This window comes from Micromonospora sp. WMMC273 (assembly GCF_027460285.1).
Lineage (GTDB): Bacteria > Actinomycetota > Actinomycetes > Mycobacteriales > Micromonosporaceae > Micromonospora > Micromonospora aurantiaca.
Map to the genome: position 1 here is coordinate 5,986,121 of NZ_JAPZBE010000001.1, position 26,588 is coordinate 6,012,708.

General features: G+C 72.6%; 22 protein-coding genes. 13 read left to right on the forward strand and 9 right to left on the reverse strand.

Translation table 11 applies throughout. The features are described 5' to 3' along the window. Positions 1-102: 102 nt before the first annotated feature. Positions 103-1,275, reverse strand: a complete 1,173-nt coding sequence (locus O7611_RS27815; RefSeq protein WP_013289257.1) for a thiolase family protein — start codon at positions 1,273-1,275, stop codon at positions 103-105. Between the two features lie 99 nt (positions 1,276-1,374). Between O7611_RS27815 and O7611_RS27820 the strand changes: the two genes are divergently transcribed. After that, positions 1,375-1,806: a PH domain-containing protein gene (locus O7611_RS27820; protein WP_194800380.1), complete on the forward strand. Its 432-nt coding sequence runs from the start codon at positions 1,375-1,377 to the stop codon at positions 1,804-1,806. Between the two features lie 3 nt (positions 1,807-1,809). Here O7611_RS27820 and O7611_RS27825 read toward each other — a convergent pair whose 3' ends face one another. After that, entirely contained in the window at positions 1,810-2,751 is a 942-nt protein-coding gene (locus O7611_RS27825; RefSeq protein WP_181726503.1) for a rhomboid family intramembrane serine protease, read from the reverse strand. A gap of 25 nt (positions 2,752-2,776) precedes the next feature. After that, the gene (locus tag O7611_RS27830) at positions 2,777-3,307 is read right to left on the reverse strand and encodes a peptidylprolyl isomerase (protein WP_194800379.1); all 531 of its coding nucleotides are present in this window, start codon (positions 3,305-3,307) and stop codon (positions 2,777-2,779) included. An 84-nt stretch (positions 3,308-3,391) separates the two neighbouring features. On the opposite strand from O7611_RS27830, the gene O7611_RS27835 reads away from it, so the two are divergent. Beyond that, positions 3,392-4,213 carry a hypothetical protein gene (locus O7611_RS27835; RefSeq protein ID WP_269697832.1) on the forward strand — a complete coding sequence of 274 codons (822 nt, stop codon included), beginning with the start codon at positions 3,392-3,394 and terminating at the stop codon, positions 4,211-4,213. Positions 4,214-4,310: 97 nt separating this feature from the next. Here O7611_RS27835 and corA read toward each other — a convergent pair whose 3' ends face one another. Next, positions 4,311-5,459, reverse strand: a complete 1,149-nt coding sequence (gene corA / locus O7611_RS27840; protein WP_194800377.1) for a magnesium/cobalt transporter CorA — start codon at positions 5,457-5,459, stop codon at positions 4,311-4,313. Between the two features lie 344 nt (positions 5,460-5,803). Further along, on the reverse strand, positions 5,804-6,898 hold the full coding sequence (locus O7611_RS27845) for an aminotransferase-like domain-containing protein (RefSeq protein ID WP_194800376.1): 1,095 nt from the start codon (positions 6,896-6,898) through the stop codon (positions 5,804-5,806). Positions 6,899-7,096: 198 nt separating this feature from the next. On the opposite strand from O7611_RS27845, the gene O7611_RS27850 reads away from it, so the two are divergent. Further along, the gene (locus O7611_RS27850; RefSeq protein ID WP_194800375.1) at positions 7,097-7,975 is read left to right on the forward strand and encodes a 3'(2'),5'-bisphosphate nucleotidase CysQ; all 879 of its coding nucleotides are present in this window, start codon (positions 7,097-7,099) and stop codon (positions 7,973-7,975) included. 101 nt (positions 7,976-8,076) lie between these two features. Next, positions 8,077-9,633, forward strand: coding sequence for a hypothetical protein (locus O7611_RS27855; protein WP_194800374.1), 1,557 nt, complete (start codon positions 8,077-8,079; stop codon positions 9,631-9,633). Between the two features lie 58 nt (positions 9,634-9,691). Here the strand turns inward: O7611_RS27855 and O7611_RS27860 are convergent, their stop codons facing one another. Genes O7611_RS27860 through O7611_RS27875 form a run of 4 tightly spaced genes read right to left on the reverse strand, consistent with a single transcriptional unit; the run spans position 9,692 to position 12,649 of the window. Continuing rightward, positions 9,692-10,606: a glycosyltransferase family 2 protein gene (locus O7611_RS27860; RefSeq protein ID WP_013289266.1), complete on the reverse strand. Its 915-nt coding sequence runs from the start codon at positions 10,604-10,606 to the stop codon at positions 9,692-9,694. Continuing rightward, entirely contained in the window at positions 10,603-11,604 is a 1,002-nt protein-coding gene (locus O7611_RS27865; RefSeq protein WP_194800373.1) for a sulfotransferase family protein, read from the reverse strand. Before O7611_RS27865 ends, O7611_RS27860 begins: the two co-directional genes overlap by 4 nt. Next, a complete protein-coding gene (locus tag O7611_RS27870) occupies positions 11,601-12,176 on the reverse strand; it encodes a glycosyltransferase (protein WP_194800372.1) in 576 nt (191 codons plus the stop codon). Before O7611_RS27870 ends, O7611_RS27865 begins: the two co-directional genes overlap by 4 nt. Next, entirely contained in the window at positions 12,173-12,649 is a 477-nt protein-coding gene (locus O7611_RS27875; protein ID WP_013289269.1) for a polysaccharide biosynthesis protein, read from the reverse strand. The genes O7611_RS27870 and O7611_RS27875 overlap by 4 nt, the downstream gene beginning before the upstream one ends. Before the next feature lie 499 nt (positions 12,650-13,148). Here O7611_RS27875 and O7611_RS27880 point away from each other — a divergent pair, with 499 nt between their 5' ends. The 9 genes from O7611_RS27880 (at position 13,149) to O7611_RS27920 (ending at position 26,552) form a co-directional block, all read left to right on the forward strand. Next, on the forward strand, positions 13,149-14,981 hold the full coding sequence (locus tag O7611_RS27880) for a Wzz/FepE/Etk N-terminal domain-containing protein (RefSeq protein ID WP_269697833.1): 1,833 nt from the start codon (positions 13,149-13,151) through the stop codon (positions 14,979-14,981). Next, positions 14,978-15,985 carry a DUF3048 domain-containing protein gene (locus tag O7611_RS27885; RefSeq protein WP_194800370.1) on the forward strand — a complete coding sequence of 336 codons (1,008 nt, stop codon included), beginning with the start codon at positions 14,978-14,980 and terminating at the stop codon, positions 15,983-15,985. The genes O7611_RS27880 and O7611_RS27885 overlap by 4 nt, the downstream gene beginning before the upstream one ends. Then, the gene (locus tag O7611_RS27890) at positions 15,982-17,466 is read left to right on the forward strand and encodes an O-antigen ligase family protein (RefSeq protein ID WP_194800369.1); all 1,485 of its coding nucleotides are present in this window, start codon (positions 15,982-15,984) and stop codon (positions 17,464-17,466) included. Before O7611_RS27885 ends, O7611_RS27890 begins: the two co-directional genes overlap by 4 nt. Then, positions 17,466-18,671, forward strand: a complete 1,206-nt coding sequence (locus tag O7611_RS27895; RefSeq protein ID WP_269697834.1) for a hypothetical protein — start codon at positions 17,466-17,468, stop codon at positions 18,669-18,671. Before O7611_RS27890 ends, O7611_RS27895 begins: the two co-directional genes overlap by 1 nt. 16 nt (positions 18,672-18,687) lie before the next feature. Continuing rightward, complete coding sequence (locus O7611_RS27900; RefSeq protein ID WP_013477472.1) at positions 18,688-19,551, forward strand: sulfotransferase family protein; 864 nt, start codon at positions 18,688-18,690, stop codon at positions 19,549-19,551. After that, positions 19,518-21,131 carry an oligosaccharide flippase family protein gene (locus O7611_RS27905; RefSeq protein ID WP_194800366.1) on the forward strand — a complete coding sequence of 538 codons (1,614 nt, stop codon included), beginning with the start codon at positions 19,518-19,520 and terminating at the stop codon, positions 21,129-21,131. Before O7611_RS27900 ends, O7611_RS27905 begins: the two co-directional genes overlap by 34 nt. Before the next feature lie 28 nt (positions 21,132-21,159). Beyond that, positions 21,160-22,089, forward strand: a complete 930-nt coding sequence (locus O7611_RS27910; protein WP_194800365.1) for a sulfotransferase family protein — start codon at positions 21,160-21,162, stop codon at positions 22,087-22,089. Between the two features lie 144 nt (positions 22,090-22,233). Further along, a complete protein-coding gene (locus O7611_RS27915) occupies positions 22,234-23,277 on the forward strand; it encodes a glycoside hydrolase family 26 protein (RefSeq protein WP_194800364.1) in 1,044 nt (347 codons plus the stop codon). A gap of 188 nt (positions 23,278-23,465) precedes the next feature. Further along, entirely contained in the window at positions 23,466-26,552 is a 3,087-nt protein-coding gene (locus O7611_RS27920) for a malectin domain-containing carbohydrate-binding protein (protein ID WP_442929375.1), read from the forward strand. Positions 26,553-26,588 lie beyond the last annotated feature (36 nt).

Genomic DNA, 26,588 nt, shown 5'->3' on the forward strand with positions numbered 1-26,588 from the left:
TCCAACGAGCCGATGACCAGGGGTGATATGGGTCACGCCCGATTTCTGGAACTTCCACACGTGCAAGTCGCACCCGCGGTGCGACACCGGCGGCCCGTCGGATCAGAGCAGCTCGACGATCGTGGCGTTGGCCATGCCGCCGCCCTCGCACATGGTCTGCAGGCCGTAGCGGATGCCGTTGTCCCGCATGTGCTGGAGCATCGTGGTCATGATCCGCGCGCCGGACCCGCCGAGCGGGTGACCGAGCGCGATCGCCCCGCCCCGGGGGTTGAGCCGCTCCGGGTCCGCCTCGGTCTCGGCCAGCCACGCCAGCGGCACCGGGGCGAACGCCTCGTTCACCTCGTACACCCCGATCTCCTCGATGCCCAGCCCCGCGCGGCGCAGCGCCTTCGCGGTGGCCGGGATCGGCGCGGTGAGCATGGTGACCGGGTCGTCGGCGGCGACCACGGCGGTGTGCACCCGGGCCAGCGGGCGCAGGCCGTGCCGGCTGGCCCACTCGGCGGTGGTGACCGCGAGCGCGGCGGCGCCGTCGGAGATCTGCGACGCGGACCCGGCGGTGACCACGCCGTCGGCGCGGAACGGGGTGGCCAGCTCGCCCAGCTTGGCCAGCGAGGTGTCGCGGCGGATGCCCTCGTCGGCGGAGAACTTGCCGCCGTCGGCGAGCGCCACCGGGGCGAGTTCGGCCTCGAACGCGCCCGCGTCCTGCGCGGCGGCCGCCTTCTCGTGGCTGGCCAGCGCGAACTCGTCGAGCTGGGTACGCGAGAAGCGCCACCGCTGCGCGATCAGCTCGGCCCCGACGCCCTGGTTGAACGGCAGTGGCGAATCCTCCGCGACGCCCTCGACGCCGCGGTAGCGCTCCAGGATCGCCGCGCTGAACGGCATGCCACCGGCGACGCTGGAACCCATCGGCACCCGGGTCATCGACTCGACGCCACCGGCGACGACCAGGTCGGCCTGGCCGGAGAGGACCGTCGCGGCGGCGAAGTGCAGCGCCTGCTGGCTGGACCCGCACTGGCGGTCGAGCGTGGTGCCGGGGACCGACTCCGGCCAGCCGGCCGCGAGCACCGCGTTGCGGGCCACGTTCCAGGACTGCTCGCCGACCTGCGACACGCAGCCCCACACGACGTCGTCGACCTGGCCCGGGTCGATGCCGGTGCGCTCGGCGAGCGCGCGCAGCACGTGCGCCGAGAGGTCGACCGGGTGCACTCCGGCGAGGCTGCCCTTGCGCCGCCCGACCGGGGTCCGTACCGCGCCGACGATGACCGCGTCACTCATGTCTACTCCCCGGTAACCTCGCTTGCCCCGATCCTACGTGCTGATCCGACCGGTCGTCCTCCCCCGGTGTGCGGCAGGTGCGGCTGGCATGCTGAGCGGATGGATCCACAGTCGCCGCCGATCAGGCAGTGGCGGGTACCGCGCGAGGTGCCGGTGCTCAAGGCGGTGGGCGCGCTCGCGCTCGTGGCCCTGGGGCTGGTCTTCGCCGGCGGTGACCCCGTCCGGCCGGCGCTCGCCGGCCTGGCCGCCGCCGGTCTGCTCGCCTGGGCGCTGCGCGACGTGGTCGCCCCGGTCCGCCTCGCCGTCGACAGGGACGGGCTCACCGTGCTGCGGGGGTTCGCCGGGCGGCGCCGGCTGCCGTGGGACGCCGTGGAGGCGATCCGTCTGGACCGGCGCAGCCGGCGCGGGATCACCGCCGAGACGCTGGAGATCGACGCCGGAGAGTCGCTGCACCTGTTCGGCCGCCGCGACCTGGACGCCCCGCTGGACGAGGTGGCCGCGGCGCTGGACGAGGCCCGCCCCGCGCGCTGAGGCTCAGCCGAGCAGGGCGGCGGTGCGGACGAGCGTCAGGCCGATCAGTGCGACCAGCACGATCGCGCAGCCCGCCACCTGGAACACGGTGCGCCGTGACCGTGGCGCGTACGCCAGGACCAGCGCCACCAGCGCGCCGGCCACCAGACCGCCGAGGTGCCCGGCCACCGAGATGCTCGGCACGGTGAACGTGAAGATCAGGTTGATCACCAGGATCGGCACGATCGCCGAGGTGTCCCGGCCGAGCCGCCGCATGATCACGAAGACGGCGGCGAACAGGCCGAACACGGCGGTCGAGGCGCCGGCCGTGAACCGGTTCGGCTCGGTGAAGACGTACGCGGCGACGTTGCCGCCGAGCCCGGCGAGCAGGTAGAGCGCCAGGAAACGCAGCGGCCCGAGCACCGCCTCCAGCGTCCGGCCGAGCACCCAGAGCGCCCACATGTTCAGCAGCAGGTGCAGCACGCCGTAGTGCAGGAACATGGCGGTGACCAGCCGGTACCACTCGCCGTCGGCCACCCCGCCGACGTGCCCGTCAGGGAAGCGCGCCAGGCCGAGCACCGCACCCCACTCGGTGAGCGGCGTCCCGTTGCCCATCAGGCCGCCCAGGCCACCGCCGGCCACCGCGGTCCCGCTGCGGGCCGAGAGGATGGACAGCAGCATCATCACCACGTTCAGCGCGATCAGCGCCTTCGTGACGTTGCCCTGGCGGCCGGCGGCACCGCCACCGAAGGCGGTACGCGCCGGCCGCACGCTGCGGCGGCCCTCGGCGACGCACTCCGGGCACTGGTGGCCGACGGACGCGTCGCGCATGCACTCGGTGCAGATCGGCCGGTCGCACCGGGTGCACCGGATGTACGTCTCCCGGCCGGGGTGCCGGTAGCAGACCGGAGTGGTCGGCACCGGACCCCCGGTGGCGTCGCCTGGCTGGCCGGAGCGCTCAGTCATGCGAGCAAAGGTACCCGCGTGCCGCTCAGGACTGCTTGTGCTCGATCTCGACCCGCTCGATCACCACGTCCTGCAGCGGCCGGTCGCTCGGGCCGGTCGGGGTGTTGGCGATCGAGTCGACCACCTTCGCGGACTGCTCGTCGGCCACCTGGCCGAAGATGGTGTGCCGGTTGTTCAGGTGTGGCGTGGGCGACACCGTGATGAAGAACTGCGAGCCGTTGGTGCCCGGCCCGGCGTTCGCCATCGCCAGCAGGTACGGCCGGTCGAAGCGCAGCTCGGGGTGGAACTCGTCGGCGAACTTGTAGCCCGGACCACCGCGGCCGGTGCCGGTCGGGTCGCCCATCTGAATCATGAAACCGCTGATCACGCGGTGCGAGACGGTGCCGTCGTAGTACGGCCCGCTGCCCGGCTGACCGGTACGCGGGTCGATGTACTCCCGGGTGCCCTCGGCCAGCTCCACGAAGTTGCGGACGGTCTTCGGCGCGTGGTTCGGGAAGAGCTCCAGCCGGATCGGGCCGGCGTTGGTGTGCAAGGTGGCGTAGACAGCCTCGGCCACGGGTACTCCTCACTCGTAGTTCAGTTCCTTGCGGATCCTCCCATGTGCCCGATCTGGCCATGCGGAGGCATTCGAAGGTGGAGGATGACGAAGGAACAACTCCCAGGAGGTGGGACCGTGTTTGGAATCGGGCGGCGAAAGACCCAGGGCCAGCTCGCGAAGGTCGAGTTGAACCAGGGCATCGGTCACCTGAGGCAGGCCGCCACGCACGCGGCGAAGGGTGCCGGCGCCACTGTCGGCCCGCGGGTCCAGGCAGCCCGGGTCGCCGTCGCGCCGACCGCGGTCCTGGTCCGGGACCGCGCGTCCAGCGGGTTCGCGTCGACCGCCGCGGCGCTCGCGCCGGTTCTGCTGGCCGTGCGCAACGCCCGGGTCGAGGCCGCCGGCAAGGCGTCGGACGGCCGCAAGGTGATGGCCAAGAAGCAGGCCGCGATGACCAAGAAGGCGAAGAACATGAAGGCCGGAAAGAAGAAGCAGCGCAGGTCGCGGGGCATGACCGCGGGCCTGATGGTGGCCGGCACCGTCGCCGGCCTGGCCGGTGCGATGGCCATGCGCCGCCGCCGCGAGCAGCAGGAGTGGGCCGAGTACGACCCGACCGGCACGCTCGGCGCGAGCGGTCGGGACAAGCTGGAGCCGATGCGGGAGGACGTGGACACGATCGTGGTGGAGACCCCGGACGCGAGCGCGAAGGTGACGCAGGCCGGCCCGACCGGCGCCGGCTCCTCGGCGGTGGCCAAGGGCAGCAGCGCGTCGACCGCCACCTCCGGCAGCCAGCCGGTGATCCACCCGACCGACCAGGTCCCCTCCGTCGCCGAGGGCGCCCGGGACGTCTCCGGCCGCCCGGCCGACGACATCACCAAGGCCGTCCAGGCCGGCAAGAACGCCGCGAAGGCCGGCGGCCGCCGCTGACCTCGTACCGTCGGATCAGCGCCGGCACGCGGGGCGACCCGCGTGGCCGGCGCTTCCGCGTGTACGGGCGGCGCGGCGGCCCGCCGTGACGCTGCGGTTACAGCCAGCCGTTGCGGCGGAACAGACGGTAGAGCGTGAAGGACGCCACGAGCATCAGCGCCCAGACGCCCGGATAGCCGTACGTCCATTTCAGCTCGGGCATGTTGTCGAAGTTCATGCCGTAGATGCCGGCGATCGCCGTCCACACCGCACCGATCGCGGCCCACGCGGCGATCTTGCGCATGTCGTTGTTCTGGTCGACGGTGACCTGGGCCAGCCGGGCCTGGAGGATCGAGTTGAGCAGGTCGTCGTAGGAGTTCACCTGCTCGACGGTGCGGCTGAGGTGGTCCTGCACGTCGCGGAAGTAACGCCGTACCTCCTGCGGCACCGCACGGTTGACCTGCGAGGTGAGCGTGATCAGCGGGCGCTGCAACGGCACCACCGCCCGCTTGAACTCGACCAGCTCCCGCTTCATCTGGTAGATCCGCTGGATCCGGCCGCTGCTCTGCCTGTCGAAGACGTCCGCCTCCAGCACGTCGAGGTCGTCCTCCAGCCGGTCGGCCACCTCCAGGTAGAGGTCCACCACGCGGTCGGTGATCGCGTACGCGACCGCCCACGGGCCGTGCCGCAGCAGGTCCCGCTTCGCCTCCAGGTCGGCGCGAACCGGCGCCAGCCGGCAGGCGTCGCCGTGCCGCACGCTGATCACGAAGTGCGGCCCGATGAAGAGCATCACCTGGCCGGTCTCCACCACCTCGGAGTTCTCGGTCAGCTCGGCGTGCTCGCAGTAGCGGGCGGTACGCAGCACCAGGAAGACGATCTCGCCGAAGTGTTCCAGCTTCGGGCGCTGCTGGGCCTTGACCGCGTCCTCCACCGCCAGCTCGTGCAGGCCGAAGGTGGCGGCGATCTCGGTCATCTCGGTCAGGTCCGGCTCGTGCAGGCCGAGCCAGACGAAGCCGTCGCGTTCCTGCCGGGCGGCGGCCAGGGCCTCGGCGTACCCGGGGCGGCCGGGGCGGCGCTCGCCGTCGACGTACAGCCCGCAGTCGACGATGCCGCTGCGTTCCGGGCCGGCCGGCCGGGGCGTACGCGGGGAGCCGTCCGCGTTGAGGATGCGGGACATCGCGCGTACCGGGGCCGACCAGGCGCGGGGGCGCAGGGCCCGGCTGCCGTCGGTGCCGGCGGTTCGGTCGCGTGCCACCCGGTCCGTCATCTCTCGCCCCCTTCCCCTGAAGCTGCGGCTTGCAGGTTACGCCGACCGGCGGGAAGCGCAGCGCGGCCGTGGGTGCGGGGGACTGGTGGTTGCGACGGGCGTCACGCGGCGGCGCCGGGCGGGCCGGGCCGCGTCAGGGGGGTGAGGGGCGACACGGCCCACCCGGCACCCCTTGGGGGCGGGAGTGATGCTGGGCGTGCCGCCGGCCCGGCCGGTCGTCCGGCGTGCGGGCTGGTCACCGGCAGAAGGTGAGCGGCACTCGCAGCATTGTGGGGGTGCCGGCCGGTCCGGCGGGAGTGCCGAACCGGCCAGCGGGGCCTTTTTGTCAGAAACCCGACAGAAAATCAGCCGCGAACGGCGGCCATCGCCTCGGCGAGACGCCGCACACCCTCGTCGATCCGGTCCGCCGTCACCGCCGAGTACGCCAGGCGCAGCGCGTGCCGGCCGCCGTCGACCATGAAGTCGCTGCCCTTCACCACCGCCACGCCGCGTTCGGCGGCCGCCGGGGCGAGCCGGTCGACGTCGACGTCCTCGGGCAGTTCCACCCAGAGGAAGTAGCCGCCGTCCGGCTCCACGAACCGGGCCTCCGGGATGTGCCGGCGCAACGACTCGGCCAGCACCGCCGACCGCTCGCCGAGCGCCGAACGGACCGTCCGGATCGACTCGTCGATCGCGCCCGAGACGCAGAACTGGTGCACGATCGCCTGCGCCACCATGCCGGGCGAGATGTAGAGGTTTGTGGCCCGCTTGGCGATCGCCGCGATCAGCTCGGCCGGGCCGACCAGGTAGCCGACCCGGACGCCCGGGCAGACCGTCTTGGTGAAGCTGGAGGCGTGCACCACCACGCCCCGGGTGTCCATCGACAGCATCGAGGGCAGCGGCTCGCCCCGGAACCGGATGTCCGCGTACGGGTCGTCCTCGAAGATCGTGAACTCGTACTCGGCGGCCAGGTCCAGCAGCTCACGGCGCTTCTCCAGGGAGAGCGTCACGCCGGCCGGGTTCTGGTAGTTGGGGATCACGTGGGCCAGCCGCGGCCGTACCCCGGACTCCAGCAGCTTGCGCAGCTCGGCGGTGTCCAGACCGTCCGGCTGGATCGTCACGCCGTGCACCTCGCCGCCCATCTGCTTGAGGTTGAGCAGCGTGCGGTCGTACGTCGGGCGCTCGACCACCACCGCGTCGCCACGGCGGACCAGGTGGTCGAAGAGGAACGCGTCGGCCTGCAACGAACCGTTGGTGATCAGCACCTGGTCGGCCTCGACACCGTGCTTCTCGGCGATCCACTTCCGCAGGGGCGGGTAGCCGACGGAGGTGCCGTACGCGGTGACCCCGGCGGGGTCGGCGTCGAAGGCGCGGACGGCGGCGGCCTTGAGCCCTTCGACATCGACGATGTCCAGCGAAGGCGCGCCACGGGCGAACGAGATCAGCTGCTCGGCGGTCATGCGCAGAGCCTAGGGCCTGGCCCGGCGGGTCCGACCGCGATACACGCGAAGTTCAACATGCGGGCGGCCGGCCAGGTCACCGGTGCGTCCGGGGGATCCGAGACCGCCTCGCGACTGTCTACGATCCGACGGACGCTGGCGCCGGTCCGACCGGACGCCGAAGGATGACGGGTCGCGGCAGACCCGGGAGAACAAGGGATGAGGCTCGTGACCGAGGACGAGGCGGGACGGCTCGACGACCAGCGGTTCGCGCAGTGGCTGGCGACCGAGGCCGGCAAGGCGCTCACCGCGCTGCGGGACCGGCAGGGCTTCGCCGACCCGAAGGCGCTCAAGGACGCCGGCGACCGCGCGTCGCACGAGCTGATGACGGCGGCGCTGGCCCGGCTGCGGCCGGCCGACGCGGTGCTCTCCGAGGAGGAGGCCGACTCGCGCCGCGCGTGGGCGGACGGCGAGTGCGCGCCCCGGCACGAGGCGGACCGGGTCTGGATCATCGACCCGCTGGACGGCACGCGCGAGTTCTCCGAGGAGGGACGCGACGACTGGGCGGTGCACGTGGCGCTCTGGCAGCGCTCCGCCGCCCCGGACGGCGCCCTGGTCGCCGGCGCGGTCGGCATGCCGGCCCGGACCACGGTGGACGGTGCGCCGCTCGTGCTCGGCACCACCTGCCCGCAGCCGAAGGCGTCCGACGGGCCGATCCGGATCGCGGTGAGCCGCAGCCGCCCGCCGGCGTTCGTGGGCGAGCTGGTCGAGATGCTCGGCGCCACCGCCGTGCCGATGGGCTCGGCCGGTGTGAAGGTCTGCGCGGTGGTGACCGGCGAGGTCGACGCGTACGTCCACGCGGGCGGTCAGTACGAGTGGGACAGTGCCGCACCGGTCGCCGTGGCGCTGGGCGCGGGCATGCACGCGTCCCGGATCGACGGTTCGCCGCTGCGCTACAACCGGGCCGACCCGCGGCTGCCCGATCTGCTGGTCTGCCGGCCCGAACTGGCCGACCAGTTGCTCGACGCGATCGCCCGGACCGGGGTCGAGATGCCCGCTTCGACCGTCACCGGTGACCAGGGTGAGGCGTTCGGCTGAGTGTCACGGTACGTACGGCCAGGTGGATGAGGGTTATCGTCGGGCAGGTATGCGTGGCGATCTGAGCCCCGACCACGGGCCGCCGACAGCCAGGGAGGGTCATGCCGGCCGACCGAGAGCCGCACAATGCCTTCGGGCAGCCGACCGGCCTGTGGCCGGGTCAGGACATTCCACGCCAGGTGGGCGGCCCGTCGCTGCCCTGGCCGGAGGCCGAGAGCGCGCCACCGCCACCACCGGCCCGGCTGGGCGGTGACCTGCCCTGGCCCGAGCGCGACCGGCCCGACGCCGGTCACCACGACGGGCCCGGGCACGACCCGGCCGGCTGGGACGCCGCTGCCGGCACGACGAACGGCTGGGCGCCGCAGCACGGGCCGGCGGGCCACGGCGGTGACGCCTGGCCCCCGGGTGAGCCGCACGACGACGCCTGGGCCACTCAGGCCGGTCCGGCGGGTGAGGCGGGCTGGGGGGCGAGCACCACGGCGACCGCCACGCTGACCGGACCGCCCCCGGTGGACGCTCCGCACGGACCGGCCACCGGCGGTCCGGGCGACCCGCCCGCGCCGCCGCTCGCCCCGGCCCCCGTGCCGTCGTCCGGCGGCTCCCGTCGTCGCTGGCGGGTCGCCCTCGCGGCGGCACTGGTCCTGGCCGTGGCCGGCAGCGGGGTCGCGGTGGCCACGCTGCGACCCGACGCTGCGGAACGGCAGGCCGGCGGGACGCCCGGCTCGGTCGGGCCGGCCACCTCGATGGGCCCGGGCGCGCCCGCCACCCCGGGCGCGTCCCCGACCGCCGACCAGGGTCTCGGGGGCAAGCCCTCGACGCGCCCGTCGCCCTCCGCCGCCGCCGGGCCGGCCTTCAGCGGTACGCGACTGACGCTGCCCGGCGCCTCGATCGGTGTGCAGAGCGGGGAGACGTTCGGTCAGGCGCTGGCCCGGTCCGACCGGACCTTCGGCAAGCTGCGGATGGCCCGGATCTTCTTCCCCGGCCTGCCGCCGGCCTGGTCCGGCAGCCGTGCCGACGTGGTGGACCGGACCGTCGTGGTGTCGTTCAAGGCGTCGCCGCAGGAGGTGAACACCGGCAAGTTCGACTCCCGCCTGACCTCCTGGTTCTCCTCGATCCCGCGCGAGCACAACGTCTACTGGTCGTACTTCCACGAGCCGGAGGACGACGTCGAGCGCGGCGCGTTCAGCACGACGGCGTACCGGACGGCGTGGAAGCGGATCGCCGGCCTGGCCGACCGGACCGGCAACCCGAAGCTGATCAACACGCTGATCCTGATGTGCTGGACGCTCGACCCGAAGTCCGGCCGCAGCTTCGACGCGTTCTACCCCGGCGGCGACGTGATCGAGGCGCTCGGCTGGGACTGCTACAACTGGGGCAAGAAGTGGAAGCGGTACGCCTCGCCGCAGGAGATCTACGGCCCCATGATCAGCAAGTCGAAGGCGCTCGGTAAGCCGTGGGGCGTCGCCGAGACCGGCAGTGACCTGGTGCCCGGTGACGCGGGCACCGGACGGGCGGCCTGGATCCGGTCGATGACCGGCTTCCTCAACGGCCAGCGGCCGGAGTTCGTGGCGTACTACAACCAGACGGTCAGCCAGGGCGACTTCCGGCTGCTCGACCAGCCGAGCATCCAGGCGTGGAAGTCCTTCTGCACGGCCTGATCGCAGCGGAACGAGAACGGGCGGGCGACCGAGGTCGCCCGCCCGTCTCGCGTACGGCTCAGATGCCCCGGCCGCGCTTGTGCAGCGTGCGCAGCACCCGGTCGGCCTGCACGGCCCGGCTCGCCACCGCCAGCGCCAGGTAGGCGCGCGGCTCCTTCGGGTTGCGGGCCAGCGTGCGCCGGGCCCAGCGGACCGCGTCGCGCCGGTTGCCCATCGCGGCCTGCGCGAAGGCGATCTGCCCGGCCACCCGCGCCTCGCCGTGCGGCACGGTGGCGAACTCCGGGTAGCGGCGCAGCAGCCACTGCAACGCGGTCGAGATGGTCTCCCAGCGCTGCGCGAAGTAGGACCGCTTGTGCCAGCGGACCAGCACGTACGGGCTCTCCACGTTCACCAGCGGGGCGTACCGGGCGGCGCGGAGCAGGAACTCGTAGTCCTCCGCGTAGCTGCCCGGGATCTGCTCGTCCACCAGGCCGATCGCGTCGAGCAGCGCGGCGCGGCGGATCAGGAACGTGGACGGGTGCAGCTCGGTGAGCCGGTCGCGCAGCAGCGCCTCCAGCGAGATCCGGGCCCGGTCCAGCGAACGGTCCACCGTACGGTCGTCGTAGCTGACCCGGATGCCGCAGCTCACCAGCGCGCCGTCCGGGTGCGCGTCGAGCGCTCCGAACTGGGCGGCCAGCTTGCCGGGCAGCCATTCGTCGTCGTCGTCGCAGAACGCCACCCAGTCGCCGGTGGCCGCCTCGATGCCGGTGTTGCGCGCGCCGGCCAGCCCTGCGGTACGAGTATTCGTGATCACCCGGATCCGCCGGTCACCCCGGTCGGTCTCCAGCGACCGGTCCGGCTCGGACTGGTCGTAGACGACGATCGCCTCGATCAGGCCCGGGTGGGCCTGGCTGAGGATCGCGTCGAGCGCCGCACGCAGCAGCTCCGGACGGTCCCGCGTCGGTACGACGACCGAGATGCTCGGCCCACTCATGCTCTCTCCACGGACTCGTCGGATCCCCGCTGGCCCAGATAGCCGTAGCGGACCCGCAGGGGAAGCGTGGCCAGGCTGACCACGGCACGGCTGCGGCGCGGCAGGCGGTCCCGCCACGCCTCGTCCCGGCGCACCGTCAACGGCCCGCCGCTGAACCGCAGCGGGTTGCCGGCGACGCTGTGCGCCCGGAACGGCGCGGCCGGCTCGGGCGCCGCGCCGGTGTCGTCGGCCCCGGCCAGGATGCGCAGCGCCGCCGGGTCGTCCGGCAGGCCGGCGAAGTCCCGCACCCGGCGTACGGTGCCGGCCGGGTCGGCGGTGAAGTCCTCGTAGCGCAGCCGCAGCACCTTCGCCCGGGACGCGAGCAGGTGGAACGCGGCGTTCTGCGCGGTCCACAGTTTGCTCACCTCGAACGGCGAGAAGGTCGGCATGTAGTCCTCACCGTCGACCACCTCGGGGCGGCGCACCTGCTTGCCCCACGAGTACGCCACCGCCCGGCTGTCCCGGACCAGGTGCAGCACCCGCAGGTCGAGCCCTTCGGCCCAGCGCAGCGCGAAGGCGAGCGAGGCGTGCTTGCTGGAGTCCACCACCACCCGGGCGCCGGTCGCCGACAGCGCGGCCCGGTAGATCCGGGTGTACAGGTCGGCGTAGCGGCGCACGTCGGCCAGCTGCTCCGGCGGGAGCGCGTCCTTCGCGAGCCGGGGGATGTGCCGGGTCCGGTCGACGCGGTCCTTCAGTGCCAGCACGTCGTCCCGGTCGACAGCGGCCCAGCCGCCGAACGCCTGGTCGCCGACCTGGCGCCAGAACGGGCAGGCGGTGAACCGCTCGCCGCAGCCGCACCGCTCGTCGGCGCCGAGTGCCCGCTCCCACAGGTGCACCACCTCGCCGACGGCGCACACGTCGGCGCTCTGCGCCAGCAGCAGCTCCAGCAACGTGGAGCCGCTGCGCCCGAGGCCGCCGACGAAGAGGACCCGCGGCGGCGCCGGATCCGGGGCGCTCATCCGCGACGCCCGACGGCTCGTCGCCGTACCCGGCGGGCCACCAGCTCGTCGATCACCGCGCCGACCCGGGCGACCGCCTCGGCGCGCGGGTCCGGGCGGTTCGGGTCGGCGGCCAGCACGAACCGGTTCGGGTCGGCCAGGCCCTCGTCCAGCGCGGCGAGCAACTCGGCCTCGGACTCGCACAGCCGCACCATGCCGGCCGCGCCGAGACGGCGGGAGAACAGCTGCTGGTGGTTGTCGACGTGCTCGTCGTGCGACGGGTCGCGGGGCACCACGATCGGCAGGTGGCCGTTGCGCCGCGCCTCGGTGATGGTGGCCGGGCCGCCGTGGCTGACCACGAGCGTCGACTCCGCCATCGCCCGCTGGAGTTCCTCGTGGCCGAGGAACGGGGTGGCCTCGGGCAACGCCGGGGTGCGGCTGTGGCCGTACTGGAGGACCAGCCGGACCTCGGGCCGCGACGCGTGCCAGCGCTCCAGCCAGCCGACCAGCCGGTCGAAGCGGTGCACGTCGGTGCCGACGACGACAAGCACGTACGGCGCCGCGGAGCGCCGGTCCCGCTGCCGGGGGATCACAGGAGGTTCCCCACGACGGTCGCCTCCGGGTACATCCGGCGCTGCTCGTCCCACTGCACGAGCATCGCGGAGAGGAAGGGACGGCAGAGCCGGGCGGTGAGCGTCGCGCTGTCGATCCGGTCGTACACCTCGATGTAGACCGTCGGGATCTTGCGCATCCGGGCCGCCACCACGAACGGCAGGGCGACCCCGGCGCCGGTGGTGACCACCGCGTCGACCTGACGCCGGCGGATCACCTTAAGCGCGAGGAACGCGTTGCGTACCAGGTTCTTGACGTTGCGTGTGGTGGGGTGGTGCGCCCAGACCACGTCCTCACCGGCGAGCAGCGAGCGCGCGTCGGGGGTGTCGAACGTTACCCATGCGCGGCGCCGATCCCGGTACCACGGTTCCAGGGCCAGGAGCTGGGCCAGGTGCCCGCCACTGGAACCCACCAGCAGGACCTGCCCCGAGTCCTCGGTTGACCCGCTCACCACAGAGTTCCTCCCGTACGCGGATGACGCGTCCGGATTTTGTGAAAGCCCCTCGGACGCGTCCTGACAACCTACTGGCGCGCCCCTGGGCAACTGAAGGGGCCATTGGACGGATCCTGGCGCGCCGGTCGGCTCACCTCTCGATTCCCGTCGCTGGGATGCCCACCCGCCGGTCACCGTCCAGGTCAGCCCGGTTCGCCCCGCGCCGCCGGGGCGGGCCACCGGAAGAAAGTGAGATGTGTCAGGATTCCGTCACCGCTCCGCACGAGAGCCGTCGGCGACGCCGGCTTATCCGGGGACAGGTCGGGCCCGACACCGGGAAACCCGCCGAATGGTCAGCGCCGATCGGCCATTTCTACGCGGGCTGCCCACACCCGGGCAGGCTTACCGGAACGTGAGCAGACTTTCCCTCGTCGTTCGGATCGGGGACACTCAAGGCCACGGTCAGGTCCAGCTGTGCCGTGGACTGCCCGGCTCGGTCGAAAGGGAGCGACAGACTCTGATGCCCTCACCCCATTTGGCCGAGAGCGACGCCGACGGTCTTGCCCTGATGGCCTACCTGGGCTGGCTGCGCCGCCGCTGGTGGATCCTGCTGCTCGCCGCGGTCCTCGGGCTGGGCGGTGGGCTCGTGCTGAACCAGATCCAGGAGGCGCGCTACACCTCGACCACGTCGCTGCTGGTGCGCCCGCTCGGCTCGGGCGCGGAGAGCAACCCCAACACCAAGGTCAACCTCGACACCGAGGCCCAGGTGGTCCGTTCCCTGGTCGTGGCCGAGCGGGCCAAGGCGCTGATGAAGGTCGACACCGGGGCCGACCAGCTCGTCAAGTCGGTGACCGTCAAGGTGCCGCCGAACAGCCAGATCCTCCAGGTGGTCTACGAGACGAACAGCCCCGAGGGCGCCCAGTCGGGCTCGCACGCGTTCGCCCAGGCGTACCTGGACCTGCGCAAGGCCACCGCGCAGAAGACGCTGGAGAACGAGACGAACGCGCTCAAGCAGCAGATCGCCGAACTGAACAAGCAGCTCAGCGCGGTCGCCGGGCGGATCGCGGCGGCGCCGTCGAACTCGCCCGAGCGGGAGCGGGCCGAGGCCGAGCGGAGCGTCCTGACCAACCAGATCACCGGCCTGAACAACCGTCTCAGCCCGCTGGTGTCGGCCGGCTCCGACCCGGGCGAGATCATCTCCGACGCCCGGCTGCCCGACTCGCCCAGCTCGCCGAACCGCACGCTCAACCTCGCCAGCGGCATGGGCGCGGGCCTGCTGCTCGGCATCGTGCTGGCGCTGGTGCTGGACCGGCTCGACACCCGGATCCGGCGCGGTCGTGACATCTCCGACCGGGTCGGCCTGCCGCTGCTCGTGGAGCTGCCGTCGCGGACGCCGTCGCTGGCCGTCCTGCCGGCCACCCACCGGGTCTCCCGCGAGCTGGGCCGGCTGCGGAACGTGCTGCTGTCCGCCGTGCCCGAGCCGGCACAGGGCGGACGCGGCCGCCAGCTGCTGCTCTGCGACGCCTCGGCCGGCTCCGCCGCCGGGTTCGTCGCCGCCAACCTCGCCGCCGCGTACGCCCGTACCGGCCAGCAGGTCGCGCTGATCACCACCAAGCCCGACTCGACGGTGGGCGCCATCACCGGCGTGGCCGAGGGCCGGCACAACCTGGCGTCCGTGCTGCGCCGCGACGTACCCCCGCTCAAGGCGCTCGCGCCGGTCCCGGGGCTGGGCCAGCTCCGGGTGCTGGTGCCGGGCGACCTGGACGCGGAGGTCGAGCTGCCGGTCGCCGGTCTGCTGGAGATCCTGCACGAGCTGTCCGCGCGCTTCGACCACGTGATCATCGAGACCGCGCAGCCCACCTTCGCCGTGGAGGCCCAGGCCCTGGGCCGGTACGTCGACGCCGTGATCATGGTGGCCGAGGCGGGCAAGACCCGCAGCGGCGAGATCACCGCCGCCCTGCAGCAGTTCGAGCAGGTGAACGCACCGGTGATCGGTGCCGTGCTGGCCCCGCGCCTGGCCGCCCAGCCGGCCGGCGCCGCCCGGCCGGCGTCCTCGGGCGGTTCGGGCACGCCGAGCACGCCGAGCACCCCGGTGGCACCGGCCAACCGGCCCAAGCCCCGGCCGAGCCCCGGCCCGTCCGCCGAGTCGACGATGGTGCTGCCGCGCATGCAGTCGTCCCGCCCCGCCCCGGCGAAGCCGGCACCGGGCAAGGCCACCCCGCCGCCGAGCCCCGGCAACCAGGGCATGCCGGGCAAGCCGGTGCCGCTCAACGGCACCGGCGGCACGTACCGCTCCCGGGGTGACGGCGACGGCCGCAGCTACGCCCTCGACTCCGGCGAGGACCTGGGGTGAACCGCCGGCAGATGCTCCGCGCCGCCATCGCCCCCGCCGTCGTCCTCGGCGTCGGTACCGGGTGCAGCGAGCCCGAGCCCAAGCCGGGCAAGGTCCAGGTGGTGGACCCCGGCGACGTCACCGCCTCGCCTTCTGCGGCCAGTGCCTCGCCGACCCTGCCCACCGGCCCGCTCACCGGCGCGCCGGTGAGCACCCCGGCCGCTGCCACCCGCCAGGCGGTCGCCGTGCCGCTGCGGGTGAGCCCCGCGACCACCCCGGCCGGCCTGGACGCCGCCGACCTGGTCTACGCCGAGTTCGCCGAGTCCGACACGCTGCACCTGACCGCCGTGTTCCACTCCAAGGACGCCACCAAGATCGGCCCGGTCACCGAGATCCGGCCGGTCGACATCCGGTCGCTCGCCGTGCTGCGCCCGTTCGTCGGCTACGACGGCGGCCCCACCGGCTTCCTCACCCAGTTCGAGAACTCCGACCTCGACGGCGTGACGCCCGACGACGACAGCAAGGTCTTCTCCGGCGACTACACGTCGACCGCCGCGCTGCTCAAGGCCGCCCCGAAGGGCGGCCAGCCGCCCACCCCGCCGATCGACCACGCCGGCGAGGGCGACGCGCTCGCCGTCCGCGACCTCGCACCGGCCACCGAACTCACCGTCACCGTCTCCGGCGGCCCGCCGATGGTCTGGCGGTACGACCAGGCCAAGTCCGTCTGGGTCGGCAAGGTCGGCAAGGTCACCGTGACCGCCGCCTCCGTCATCGTGCTGACGATGGAGTACCGCACGCTGGAGGTGCGTAAGCCGTCGGCCCGCTCACTGCCGTCGGCGAACGTCTTCGGTGAGGGTGCCGTGGTCGCGGTGTCCGGGCCGAACAGCGCGAAGGGCCGGTGGCGCAAGCCCGGCCTGAGCATGGTCTGCACGCTCGCCGACACCGGCGGCGACCTCCTGCACCCCCGGCCCGGCAACGCGTGGGTGATCTACGCGCCGACCACCGCCAAGGTCACCGTGAAATGAGCACCGCCACCCCGCCCCGCACCGCGCGCGGGACGGTTCCGGTCGGGGCGGTGTCGCCTCCGGACGGGAACCGCCTGCGGACGGTGACGGTACGGCCGGAGAGCTGGTCGTGGCGGCTGCCGACGGCATGGCCGCTGATCTCGGTCTTCCTGCTGTACCCGCTGTGGTGGGTGCTCGGCGTGTCGAGCTTCGTCTTCGTCATCTTCGCGGTGCCGATGGTGGTGCAGATGCGCAAGCGGGGCCCGATCCGGGTGCCGCCCGGCTTCGGGATCTGGATGGTCCTGCTGCTCTGGGTGTTCCTGTCCGTGCTCACCCTCGACCTCACCGCGCCGAACACGCTGCCCCCGGGCGGCAGCGGCAAGTACATCGGCTGGGGCATCCGGCTCGCCAACTACGTCGCCATGACGGTGACCATGCTCTACGTCTACAACCTGCGGGAGCGGGAGCTGTCCCAGCGCCGGATGGTCCGCCTGTTCGGGTTCATGGGCGTGGTCGTGGTGCTGGGCGGCTGGATCGGCTCGCTGTACCCGAACCTCACGTTCGTCGCGCCGCTGCGTTTCGTCCTGCCCCAGTCGATCGCCGGCCACCCGTACGTCACCTCGCTCATGGAGATCAAGTTCGCCCAGGTGCAGCAGGTGATCGAGGGGGAGGCCAGCTCGCCCCGCCCGTCCGCGCCGTTCACCTACACGAACTCGTGGGGCCAGAACACCGCCATCCTGCTGGTCTGGCTGATCGTCGGCTGGGTCGTGCTGGGCAAGCCGATGCGCCGTACCGCGGGCGTGGCGATCGCCCTGGCGGCGATCTTCCCGATCGTCTACTCGCTGAACCGGGGCCTCTGGATCGGTCTCGGCATCGCCGCCGCGTACGTCGCGCTGCGGCTCGCGCTGCGCGGCCGGATGGTGGTGCTCGGCGGGCTCGCCCTGGCGGTCGGGCTGATCGGGGTGCTGATCGTCGCCACACCGCTCGGCCGCACCTTCGACGAACGCCTCCAGAACGGCCACAGCGACGACATCCGGACCACGCTGTCCCAGGGCGCGGTCACCGCGGCAAACCATTCGCCGATCCTCGGGTACGGCGGCAACCGGGCGCTGATCGGCAGCAACCGGTCCATCGCCATCGGCAAGTCCGAGGACTGCAAGCAGTGCGGCAACCGGGAACTCGGCAGCAACGGCCAGGTCTGGGCGCTGCTCGTCGGGCAGGGCTGGGTCGGGGCGATCTGCTACAACGCCTTCTTCATCTACTGCATCTGGCGCTACCGCCGCGACCACAGCGCGGTCGGCATCGCCGGCACGCTGGTGCTCATCCTCATGCTCTTCTTCCAGTTCACCTACGGTGCGATGGAAGCGACACTCGCCTACGCCCTGATCACTGTCGCCCTGCTGGCCCGCAACGACCGGATACGCCGGTCGCTCGCGCCGGCGCCACCCCAGGGCACGATCGCCGGGCTACGGGCCCGACTGGAAAAGACCGGTGACAGCTGATGGTGTTCCGCGTACCCCCGGACGGCGACGGCCGTGCCGCGTACCTCGGTGAACTGGCCGGGCTGATCTGGCCCGCGCCGGCCGAGCCCAGCCTGCGCCGCGGCGGCGCCGGCTGGGTGGTGGTGCCCTCGGCGTCCCGCCCCCGGCTGCTCGTGCCGACCGGCTCGGGCCGGGCGGCGGCGAGCGCGGTCCGGCACTCCACCGAGGCGGTCGGCCGCAAGGCCAAGCTGGTCCGGCAAGGGCTGTCCACCGCGTTCCGGCTCGGGCTGGGCCCACTGGTGTTCCGCGACCGGCTGGTGGTCGACGGCGGCGGGCTGGACGCGTACCTGACCGAGGTGCTCGGCGAGCCGGCGCTGGTGAGCCTGCACATCGGGCCGGCCCGGGCGAACCGCAAGCCGGTGCTGCAACTGCTCGCCCCGGACGGACGGGCCCTCGGGTACGCCAAGCTCGGCGTCGACCCGCTGACCCGCGCGCTGGTGCACGCCGAGGCGGACGCGCTGCGCCGCCTCGCCGAGGTGCCGCTCGGCCCGGTGGTGCTGGCCGGGGTACGCCACCACGGCGACTGGCACGGCCACGCGCTGCTGGTGCAGGAGGCGCTGCCGGTGCGGCTGCCCCGGGCCGCTCCCGCCGCCGCGGAGGCGGCCGAACGCGACGCGATGGTGACGGTCGCGGGCTGTCTCGGCGTACGCCGGCAGTCGTGGGCGGCAAGCGGGCACGCGGCCCGGCTCACCGCCGCGGTGGACGCGCTCGGGCCCCGGCCGGAGGCCGGGCGGCTGCGCGCGGCGCTGAAGTCCGTCGCGGACGCCGACCCGGTGGTGGCCTTCGGCGCCTGGCACGGGGACTGGAACGGCGGCAACAGCGCGGTGCTGGCCGACGGCCGGGTGCTGGTCTGGGACTGGGAACGGTTCGAGGCGGACGTGCCGGCCGGGTACGACGCGCTGCACCTGGCGGTGCAGGGCGCGATGAGCCACGACGGGGTGGAACCGGTCGAGGCAGCCCGCGCACTGATCGCCGGCGCCGGGGCCACCCTGGCGCCGTTCGACCAGACCGGTGGGGGCGCCGATCTGGTCGCCGTGCTCTACCTGGTGGAGCTGGCGGCGCGCTACCTGCGGGACCGGCAGGCGGAGGCGGGTGCGCGACTGGGGCACGTCGACACCTGGCTGCTGCCCGCCGTCGAGGAACACCTGGCCCGCCGGGCCGGCTGAGTTGAGGAGTGGGGACGTGACGCTGGCCAAGGAGCAGGCGCTCCGCGCGGTGAAGTCGGTGAGCCGGACGGTCGGCCGGCTGACCGCCGGTTCGCGGATGGTGCCGGGATTCCTGATCGTGGGGGCGCAGCGCTGCGGCACCACCTCGCTGTTCAAGACGCTGTCGCAGCATCCCGGTGTGCTGCCGCCCGCGTACCACAAGGGCGTGCACTACTTCGACATGGACTACCACCGGGGGATGAGCTGGTACCTCGGGCACTTCCCCACCACCGGCAAGGCCGAGGCGGTGAAGGCACAGATCGGGGTACGCGGGATCACCGGCGAGTCCAGCCCGTACTACATGTTCCACCCGCTGGCCGGGCAGCGCATCGCCCGGGACCTGCCCTCGGTGAAGCTGCTGGTGCTGCTGCGTGACCCGGTGGAGCGCGCCTACTCCGCGCACTCGCACGAGCTGGCCCGGGGTTACGAGACCGAGGCGGACTTCGAGCGGGCGCTCGCGCTGGAGGAGTCCCGTACGGCGGGCGAGCGGGAGCGGATGATCAGCTCCGCGTCGTACGCCAGCGAGCACCTCCAGCACAACGCGTACCTGGCCCGGGGCCGCTACATCGAGCAGCTGGAGCGCCTGGAGGCGCTGGTCGGCCGGGACCGCATGCACGTCATCGACAGCGACGACTTCTTCGCCGACCCGCGTCCCTCCTTCGACGCGGTGTGCGACTTCCTCGGGCTGCCCCGCTGGGCGGACATCGCGTTCGGCAAGCACAACTCCCGGTCCCGTTCGCCCATGTCGGCGGAGCTGCGGACCCGGCTGGAGGACCACTTCGCGCCGTACGACGAGCGGCTGGCGACGTGGTGGGGACGCGTGCCGTCGTGGCGGCGGTGACGCGGGCGGACGCCGGCGGCACCCCGACGCTCACCGCACCACCCCCCGGGCCGGGCGCGGGGCTGGGCGGCGCGGCCCGGCAGGGCTTCGCCAACCTGGTCGGGGTCGGGCTTGCCGCGGTTGCCGGCTTCGGCCTGAACATCGTCATCGCCCGCGGCTGGTCGGTCCGCGAGGCGGGCATGTTCTTCGCCGCCACCAGCGCGTTCATGATCGCCGCGTCGGCGGCGCGGCTCGGCACCGACGTCGGCACCGTCTACTTCGTCAGCCGCCAGCGCACCCTCGACCGGCGCGACCAGATCCGGGGCACCATCCTGGTCGGGTTGCTGCCGGTGCTCGTGGTCGGCACGCTGCTCGGGCTGGCCGGCTGGCTGGCCGCGCCGGCCCTGGCCCGGGCCACCATGCCGGAGGCCGGGCCGGAGGCGGTGACCGCGCTGCGCATCCTGCTGGCGTTCGTGCCGCTGGCCGCGCTCAACGACTACGCGCTCGCCGCCTGCCGCGGCTTCGGCCAGATGCGCCCGCTGCTGACCGTGGAGCGGCTCGGCCGCACGCTGGTGCAGTTCCTGGCCGTCGCGGTGGCCGCCTGGCTCGGGCTGTCCGCCACCGTCGCGCTGCCGCTGGCCTGGGTGGTGCCGTACCTGATCGCCGCGGTGGTCGCGCTGTTCTGGCTGAGCCGGCTGGTCGGCCGGGCCGGGCGGCAGGTGACCCGGCCGGTGCCGGCGCGTGAGCTGGCCGGACCGTTCTGGCGCTTCACCGGGCCCCGTGCGGTCAGCAGCCTGGCCGCGATCGTGGTGCAGCGGCTCGACATCGTGCTGCTCAGCGCGTTGCGCGGCCCGGCCGACGCGGCGATCTACACGGCCGCGACCCGGTTCCTGGCGCTGGGTCAGCTCTCCAGCGTCGCGCTGTCCAGCTCGGTGCAGCACCGGCTGGCCGCCGCGTTCGCCCGTAACGACCGGGCCGAGGCAGGTCAGCTCTACCAGGTCGCCACCGGCTGGCTCGTGATCCTCTCCTGGCCCGCGTACCTGATCTTCGCGGCGTTCGCCACGCCGATGCTGGCGCTGTTCGGATCCGGGTACGGCGACGGCCGCCGGGTCGTGGTGCTGCTGGCGCTGACCATGCTGCTGGCCACCGGGTGCGGCATGGTCGACATGGTGCTCAACATGGCCGGGCGCACCGCGTGGACGTTCTACAACGCGATGACCGGCACCGTCCTCAACGTGGTCGGCAACGTGGTGCTCATCCCGCGTTACGGCATCCTCGGCGCGGCCCTGGCCTGGACCGTCTCCATCCTGGTCACCAACCTGGTGCCGCTGACCCAGCTCTGGTGGTCGATGCGGCTGCACCCGTTCGGCGCCGGTACCCGGGCCGCGATGGCGCTCGCCGTCGTGACGCTGGGCCTGCCGCTCGGCGTGGCGACGCTGCTCGGTGCCGGTTCGCTCGTGCTCGCACTGGTGACGGTCGCCGGGCTGGTCGCGTACGCGGCGGGGGTCTGGCGCTGGCGGCGCACCCTGAACCTCGACGCGCTGCGGTCCCTGCGCCGTGGCCGTAACCGGGCCGGGGCGGACCCGGCCGCCCAGTCCTGACCGATCCTGCGCACCGATGGGACCTTCGATGACAAGCGACTCCCCCGCCCCGCACTCCGGCCTGTCCACCGTGAAGGCCGCGAAGCTCGCCGCGGTCGGTCTGCTGGCGGACCGCAAGGAACGCCGCGAGCTGGAACGGCCGGTCGAGGGGGGCGGCCGCCGGCTCACCCTGAAGGTGGAGCGTCCGATCTTCATCCTGGGCGCCCCGCGCTCCGGCACCACGTTCCTCGGCAGTTGCGTCGGCGCGCTGCCGGACGTGTCGTACCACTTCGAGCCGCGCCTGACGAAGGCCGTCGCGCGCTGTGTCTACGAGGGAAGCTGGACGCCGCAGCGGGCGGCCCGCTACTTCCGCGGCTACTACGGCGCGCTGCTCGCCGCGTCCGGGCACGGCGGACTGCGGTTCGCCGAGAAGGACCCGGAGAACTGCTTCATCGTGCCGTTCCTGACCGAGGTCTTCCCGGACGCGGTCTTCCTGCACGTCTACCGGGACGGGCGGGACGTAGCGGTGTCGCACGCCGAGCAGCCCTGGCTGAACGCCGCGTCCACCGGTACCGGCCGCAGCGGCCGGGGCGGTACGCCGTGGGGCGCCGCGCCCCGGTTCTGGGTGGAGCCGGAGCGGCGCGAGGAGTTCACGCAGGTCTCCGACCTGGGCCGGTCGGCCTGGATGTGGCGGCGGTTCACCAGCAGCGCGCTGACCCAGCTCGCCGAGCTGCCCGCCGAGCGGGTGAGGCACCTGCGGTACGAGGACGTCGTCACCCGCCCGGCCGAGGCGGCCGAGGTCGTGGCCGACTTCCTGGAGGTCGGTGACCCGGCCGGACGGGAGGCGCTGCACGCCCGCTTCGCCAAGGCGCGGCCGGGTTCGGTGGGCCGCTGGCGGCAGCGACTGACCGAAAAGGATCTGGCCGACGTGATGACTCAGGCCGGGCCGCTGCTGACGCGACTCGGCTACCCCGCCTGAGCGCCGCGTCACAGGTAGAGTGCCAGGGGTCGCCCGCCCGGCCCGGCGTGCCTCTCCGCCCACGCGGATCCGTCAGGGCCCCCATACCGTGGCCGGCGACCGTCCTGGGGAGAGGTTGCGGTGGTACGACGGTTACGACTGACGATGGCTGCCGTGTTGGGCCTGGCCTTCCTGGCCCCGGCCGTGGCGGCCTGTGACATCGGCTCGGAGCGATCCGACGAGACGGCGACGGCGGTGCCGCCCCCGCCGACTGTGACACCGCGGACCGCTCCGGTCCGCACCACCGGATGGGGGCCGGAGCCGCCGGAGAAGGGGGCCTGGCTCGGCACCTGGGTCAAGCCGCAGTACCACAACGCCAGCGGGCGGGCCGCGGCGTTCGACGCGTTCAACCAGGCGGCCGGCGGCAATCTCACCATCGCGCACATGTTCCACGAGTGGAACGAGCCGTTCCCGAGCGCCACCGAGAAGTTGTTCCAGTCCCGGGGCAAGCTCCAGATGATCTCGTGGCAGGGCACCGACACCCGGTCCACAGTCAGCGGCGTCTACGACGCGCTGATCCGGGAACGCGCGAAGGACGTCAAGGAGTTCGGCGTTCCGGTGCTGCTGCGCTACCGGTGGGAGATGGACCGGCCGAACCTGGCCGCGAGCATGCACTCGCCGGAGGACTACGTCGCCGCCTGGAAGCACGTCCGCGGCATCTTCGCCGAGATGGGCGTCACCAACGCGGGCTGGGTGTGGTGCCCGCACGCGGACGGGTTCGCCGAGCCGCAGCGCCGGGCCGCCGCCTACTACCCGGGCGACGACCAGGTCGACTGGCTCTGCGCGGACGTCTATCCCAGTCCGGAGTGGAACAGCTTCTCCAACCGGATGGACCACTTCATGGCGTTCGCCAAGAAGCACCCGCGACCGGTCATCATCGGCGAGTACGGCCTGACCCAGGAGGGGCGGCCGGGCCAGCGGGCCGAATGGATGCGCGAGGTCGGGCCGTACCTGAAGAAGCACCCGCAGATCAAGGCGGCGGTCTACTTCGCGGCCCGGCAGACGGAGAAGCCCATCTACGACAGCACGTTCGGCAACGACCCGGAGAGCGAGCAGGTCTTCCGGGAGATGGCGACCGATCCGTACTTCCAGCCACCGATGCCCGACCTGAGCGTTTCCTCAGGAACACCCTCCGTGTCCGGGGACTGATAGTCGCTCGTCTTTTCGTGTGACCCGGGCCCTTTCCTCGGCCAAAAAGGCCGAACCCGGGTGGACGGGCGACGGCCGAATGCGAGAAGGTATTGCTCTCACGTCTGCGGTCGGTCGAGTGACGCCCCGCCTCATGTCGGCACCGACCACGATCGCAGCGCCTCCGACGTTTCCCCCCGGAGTAGCCTGTGGCTTCCTCGATCCTGAGACACCGCTCGGTGTCCGCATTCGGCGCTGCCGTGCTCGGCATCGCCACCTTGTTCACACCGGTGCCGGCGCTGGCCGCACCGGCGGCGGCGCCCGCGCCCGACCACAGCACGTTGGTCGGCGAGGTGCCCTCGGACAAGACGCCGAACATCAACGACGGCAACGTCGTGGCCATCCACGACGCCGGCAGCAAGGTGATCGTCGGCGGCTCGTTCACAAACGCGCAGAACCGGGGCTCCTCACCCACCCCGGTCGACCGCCGCGGACTGCTCGCCTTCGACAAGGCGACCGGCAAGATCGACAACGCGTTCGCGCCGGTGCTGGACAACGACGTCACCGCGATCATCGCCGGACCGACCCCCGGCACGGTGTACGTCGCCGGCAAGTTCAACAAGGTCGGCGACAAGAACTTCCGCAAGCTGGTGCTGCTGAACGTCGCCGACGGCACCCCCGTCGAGGGGTTCAAGGGCCCGGCGTTCAACGGCACGGTGAACGACATCGCGCTCGTCGACGGTCACCTGCTGGTCGGCGGCATCTTCACCACGGCGACCGCGACGATCAACCGCAACGGGCTGGCCTCGCTGAACCCGACCACCGGCGCGGTGGACGAATACCTCACCGTGGCGCTGACCGAGAACCACAACTGGACCCCGACCAACAACGGCGCCTCGGCCGGTGTCGGCGTGGAGAAGCTCTCCGTCTCCCCCGACGGCAAGCACCTCGTGGTGATCGGCAACTTCAAGAAGGCCGACGGCGTCGTGCACGACCAGATCGTGCGGATCAACCTCGGTGAGAGCTCCGCGACCGTCGCCGACTGGAACACCGACGGCTACTCCGCGGCCTGCAAGTACACCGCGTTCGACTCGTGGGTGCGCGACGTCCAGTTCTCCCCGGACAGCAAGTACTTCGTGGTGGTCACCACCGGCGCGTCGTACCCGGGCACGCTCTGCGACTCCGCCGCCCGCTGGGAGACCTCCGCCACCGGCGCCGGCCAGAAGCCGACCTGGACGAACTTCAGCGGCGGCGACACCTTCCTCTCGGTCGGCATCAGCGAGAAGGCCATCTACGTCGGCGGCCACTTCCGCTGGTCGAACAACCCGCTCGCCCGCGACAAGGCCGGACCGGGCGCGGTGCCGCGGGCCAGCATCGCCGCGCTCGACCCGGTGAGCGGCCTGCCGCTGTCCTGGAACCCGGGCCGCCACCCGCGCGGCTACGGCGTCACCGAGATGCTGGTGACCCAGGAGGGCCTCTGGCTCGGCAGCGACCAGGAGTACATCGGCAACTTCGACTACCAGCGCAAGCGGATCGCCTTCTTCCCGCTGGACGGGGGCAGCACCCCGCACTCGACCAGCACGAAGGGTCTGCCGGGCAACGTCTACCAGGCCGGCCGCGCGGCGCAGACCGAGGTGCTCTACCGGGTCAACGCCGGCGGTCCGGCCATCCCGGCGACCGACGGCGGACCGGACTGGGCCGCCGACAGCGCCACCGAGCCCAGCCCGTACCACAACACGGGCAACCAGGTCACCAGCTACACCACGAACGCGACGTTCGACCCCACCGTGCCGGCGAGCACGCCGGCCACGCTGTTCAACACCGAGCGGTGGGACGAGGCGACCGCGCCGGACATGCAGTGGGACATCCCGGTCGCCGCAGGCACCCGGGTCGACGTCCGGATCTACATGGCCAACCGCTGGTCCGGCACGAGCAAGCCGGGTGCCCGCAAGTTCGACGTCAGCATCGACGGCGTCCTCAAGCTGAACGACTTCGACCCGGTCGTCGCCGCGGGCGGAACCGACCGCGGCACCATGCAGTCCATCTCGGTGGTCAGCGACGGCGTCGTCGACATCGACTTCGGCCGGGTGCTGCAGAACCCGCTGCTGCACGGCATCGAGATCGTGAAGACCGCGCCCACGCCGGACGCCTCCGACGTGCTCTACCGGGTCAACGCGGGCGGCGACCAGCTCGCCGCGCCGAGCGGCCCGGCCTGGGCCGCGGACACCGCCGCCGCGCCGAGCACCTACCACAACGCCGGCAACCAGGTGACCAGCTACACCACGAACGCCACGCTCGACGGCACGGTGCCGTCGGGTACACCGGTCGAGCTGTTCAACGCGGAGCGGTGGGACGAGTCGCCCGCGCCGGACATGCAGTGGGACTTCTCGGTCCCGGCCGGCACGCCGGTGCAGGTGCGCCTCTACCTGGCCAACCGCTGGTCCGGCACCGCCACCGCCGGCAAGCGCAAGTTCAACGTGTCGATCGACGGCGTGGTCAAGCTGAGCAACTTCGACCCGATCGCCGCGATCGGCGCCACCAACCGGGGCACCATGCGGGCGTTCCCGATCACCAGTGACGGCAACATCGACATCGACTTCGGTCGCGTCCTGGAGAACCCGCTGGTGCAGGGCATCGAGATCGTCAAGCTGCCCCCGGTGCCGCCGGCCACCACCGTCGACAGCATCACCAAGCGGACGTACGACGGCGCCACCTCGGTCGGCAACGCGATGTCGGTGCCGAACGGCGACAACACCGGCTGGTCGAACATCAAGGGCGCGTTCTGGGTCGGCGGTGACCTGTTCTACGGCGTCGGCGGCGACCTCTACAAGCGCTCGTTCGACGGCAGCGAGTTCGGCACCCCGAAGAAGCTGGACCCGTACCACGACGCCAAGTGGGACCTGGTCGTCACCGGCTCCGCGCCGGAGGGCTCCACCTACGCCGGCATGACCGGCAACTTCTCCGCGGAGCTGCCGAACGTGACCGCGATGTTCTACTCCAGCGGCCGGATCTACTACTCGCTGGCCGGTCAGAGCACGCTGTTCTGGCGCGGCTTCACGCCGGACACCGGCACCGTCGGCGCCGAGCGCAACACGGTCACCGGCACCACCGCCTTCGCCGACGCGGGCGGCCTGTTCCTGGACGGCGACACGCTCTACGTCGTCTCCCGGAGCACCGGCAACCTGTCCACGATGGCGTGGTCCGACGGCGTGCCGACCGGCTCCGCCACGGTGCGCAGCGGTCCGAGCGTCGACGACGTGGACTGGCGCGGCACCTCGGTCTTCGTCGGCCCCTGACGGGCGGGCACGACCGAAACGGAACAGATACGACGA

Excerpts from the sequence above, each read along its gene's own strand:
- O7611_RS27910 (WP_194800365.1), top strand. The coding sequence starts at position 21,160 with ATGACAAGCGACTCCCCCGCCCCGCACTCCGGCCTGTCCACCGTGAAG.
- O7611_RS27880 (WP_269697833.1), top strand. The coding sequence starts at position 13,149 with ATGCCCTCACCCCATTTGGCCGAGAGCGACGCCGACGGTCTTGCCCTG.
- O7611_RS27845 (WP_194800376.1), bottom strand. The coding sequence starts at position 6,898 with ATGACCGCCGAGCAGCTGATCTCGTTCGCCCGTGGCGCGCCTTCGCTG.
- O7611_RS27825 (WP_181726503.1), bottom strand. The coding sequence starts at position 2,751 with ATGACTGAGCGCTCCGGCCAGCCAGGCGACGCCACCGGGGGTCCGGTG.
- O7611_RS27850 (WP_194800375.1), top strand. The coding sequence starts at position 7,097 with ATGAGGCTCGTGACCGAGGACGAGGCGGGACGGCTCGACGACCAGCGG.
- O7611_RS27855 (WP_194800374.1), top strand. The coding sequence starts at position 8,077 with ATGCCGGCCGACCGAGAGCCGCACAATGCCTTCGGGCAGCCGACCGGC.
- O7611_RS27820 (WP_194800380.1), top strand. The coding sequence starts at position 1,375 with ATGGATCCACAGTCGCCGCCGATCAGGCAGTGGCGGGTACCGCGCGAG.
- O7611_RS27915 (WP_194800364.1), top strand. The coding sequence starts at position 22,234 with ATGGCTGCCGTGTTGGGCCTGGCCTTCCTGGCCCCGGCCGTGGCGGCC.
- O7611_RS27865 (WP_194800373.1), bottom strand. The coding sequence starts at position 11,604 with ATGAGCGCCCCGGATCCGGCGCCGCCGCGGGTCCTCTTCGTCGGCGGC.
- O7611_RS27860 (WP_013289266.1), bottom strand. The coding sequence starts at position 10,606 with ATGAGTGGGCCGAGCATCTCGGTCGTCGTACCGACGCGGGACCGTCCG.
- O7611_RS27815 (WP_013289257.1), bottom strand. The coding sequence starts at position 1,275 with ATGAGTGACGCGGTCATCGTCGGCGCGGTACGGACCCCGGTCGGGCGG.
- corA (WP_194800377.1), bottom strand. The coding sequence starts at position 5,459 with ATGACGGACCGGGTGGCACGCGACCGAACCGCCGGCACCGACGGCAGC.
- O7611_RS27890 (WP_194800369.1), top strand. The coding sequence starts at position 15,982 with ATGAGCACCGCCACCCCGCCCCGCACCGCGCGCGGGACGGTTCCGGTC.
- O7611_RS27835 (WP_269697832.1), top strand. The coding sequence starts at position 3,392 with ATGACGAAGGAACAACTCCCAGGAGGTGGGACCGTGTTTGGAATCGGG.
- O7611_RS27895 (WP_269697834.1), top strand. The coding sequence starts at position 17,466 with ATGGTGTTCCGCGTACCCCCGGACGGCGACGGCCGTGCCGCGTACCTC.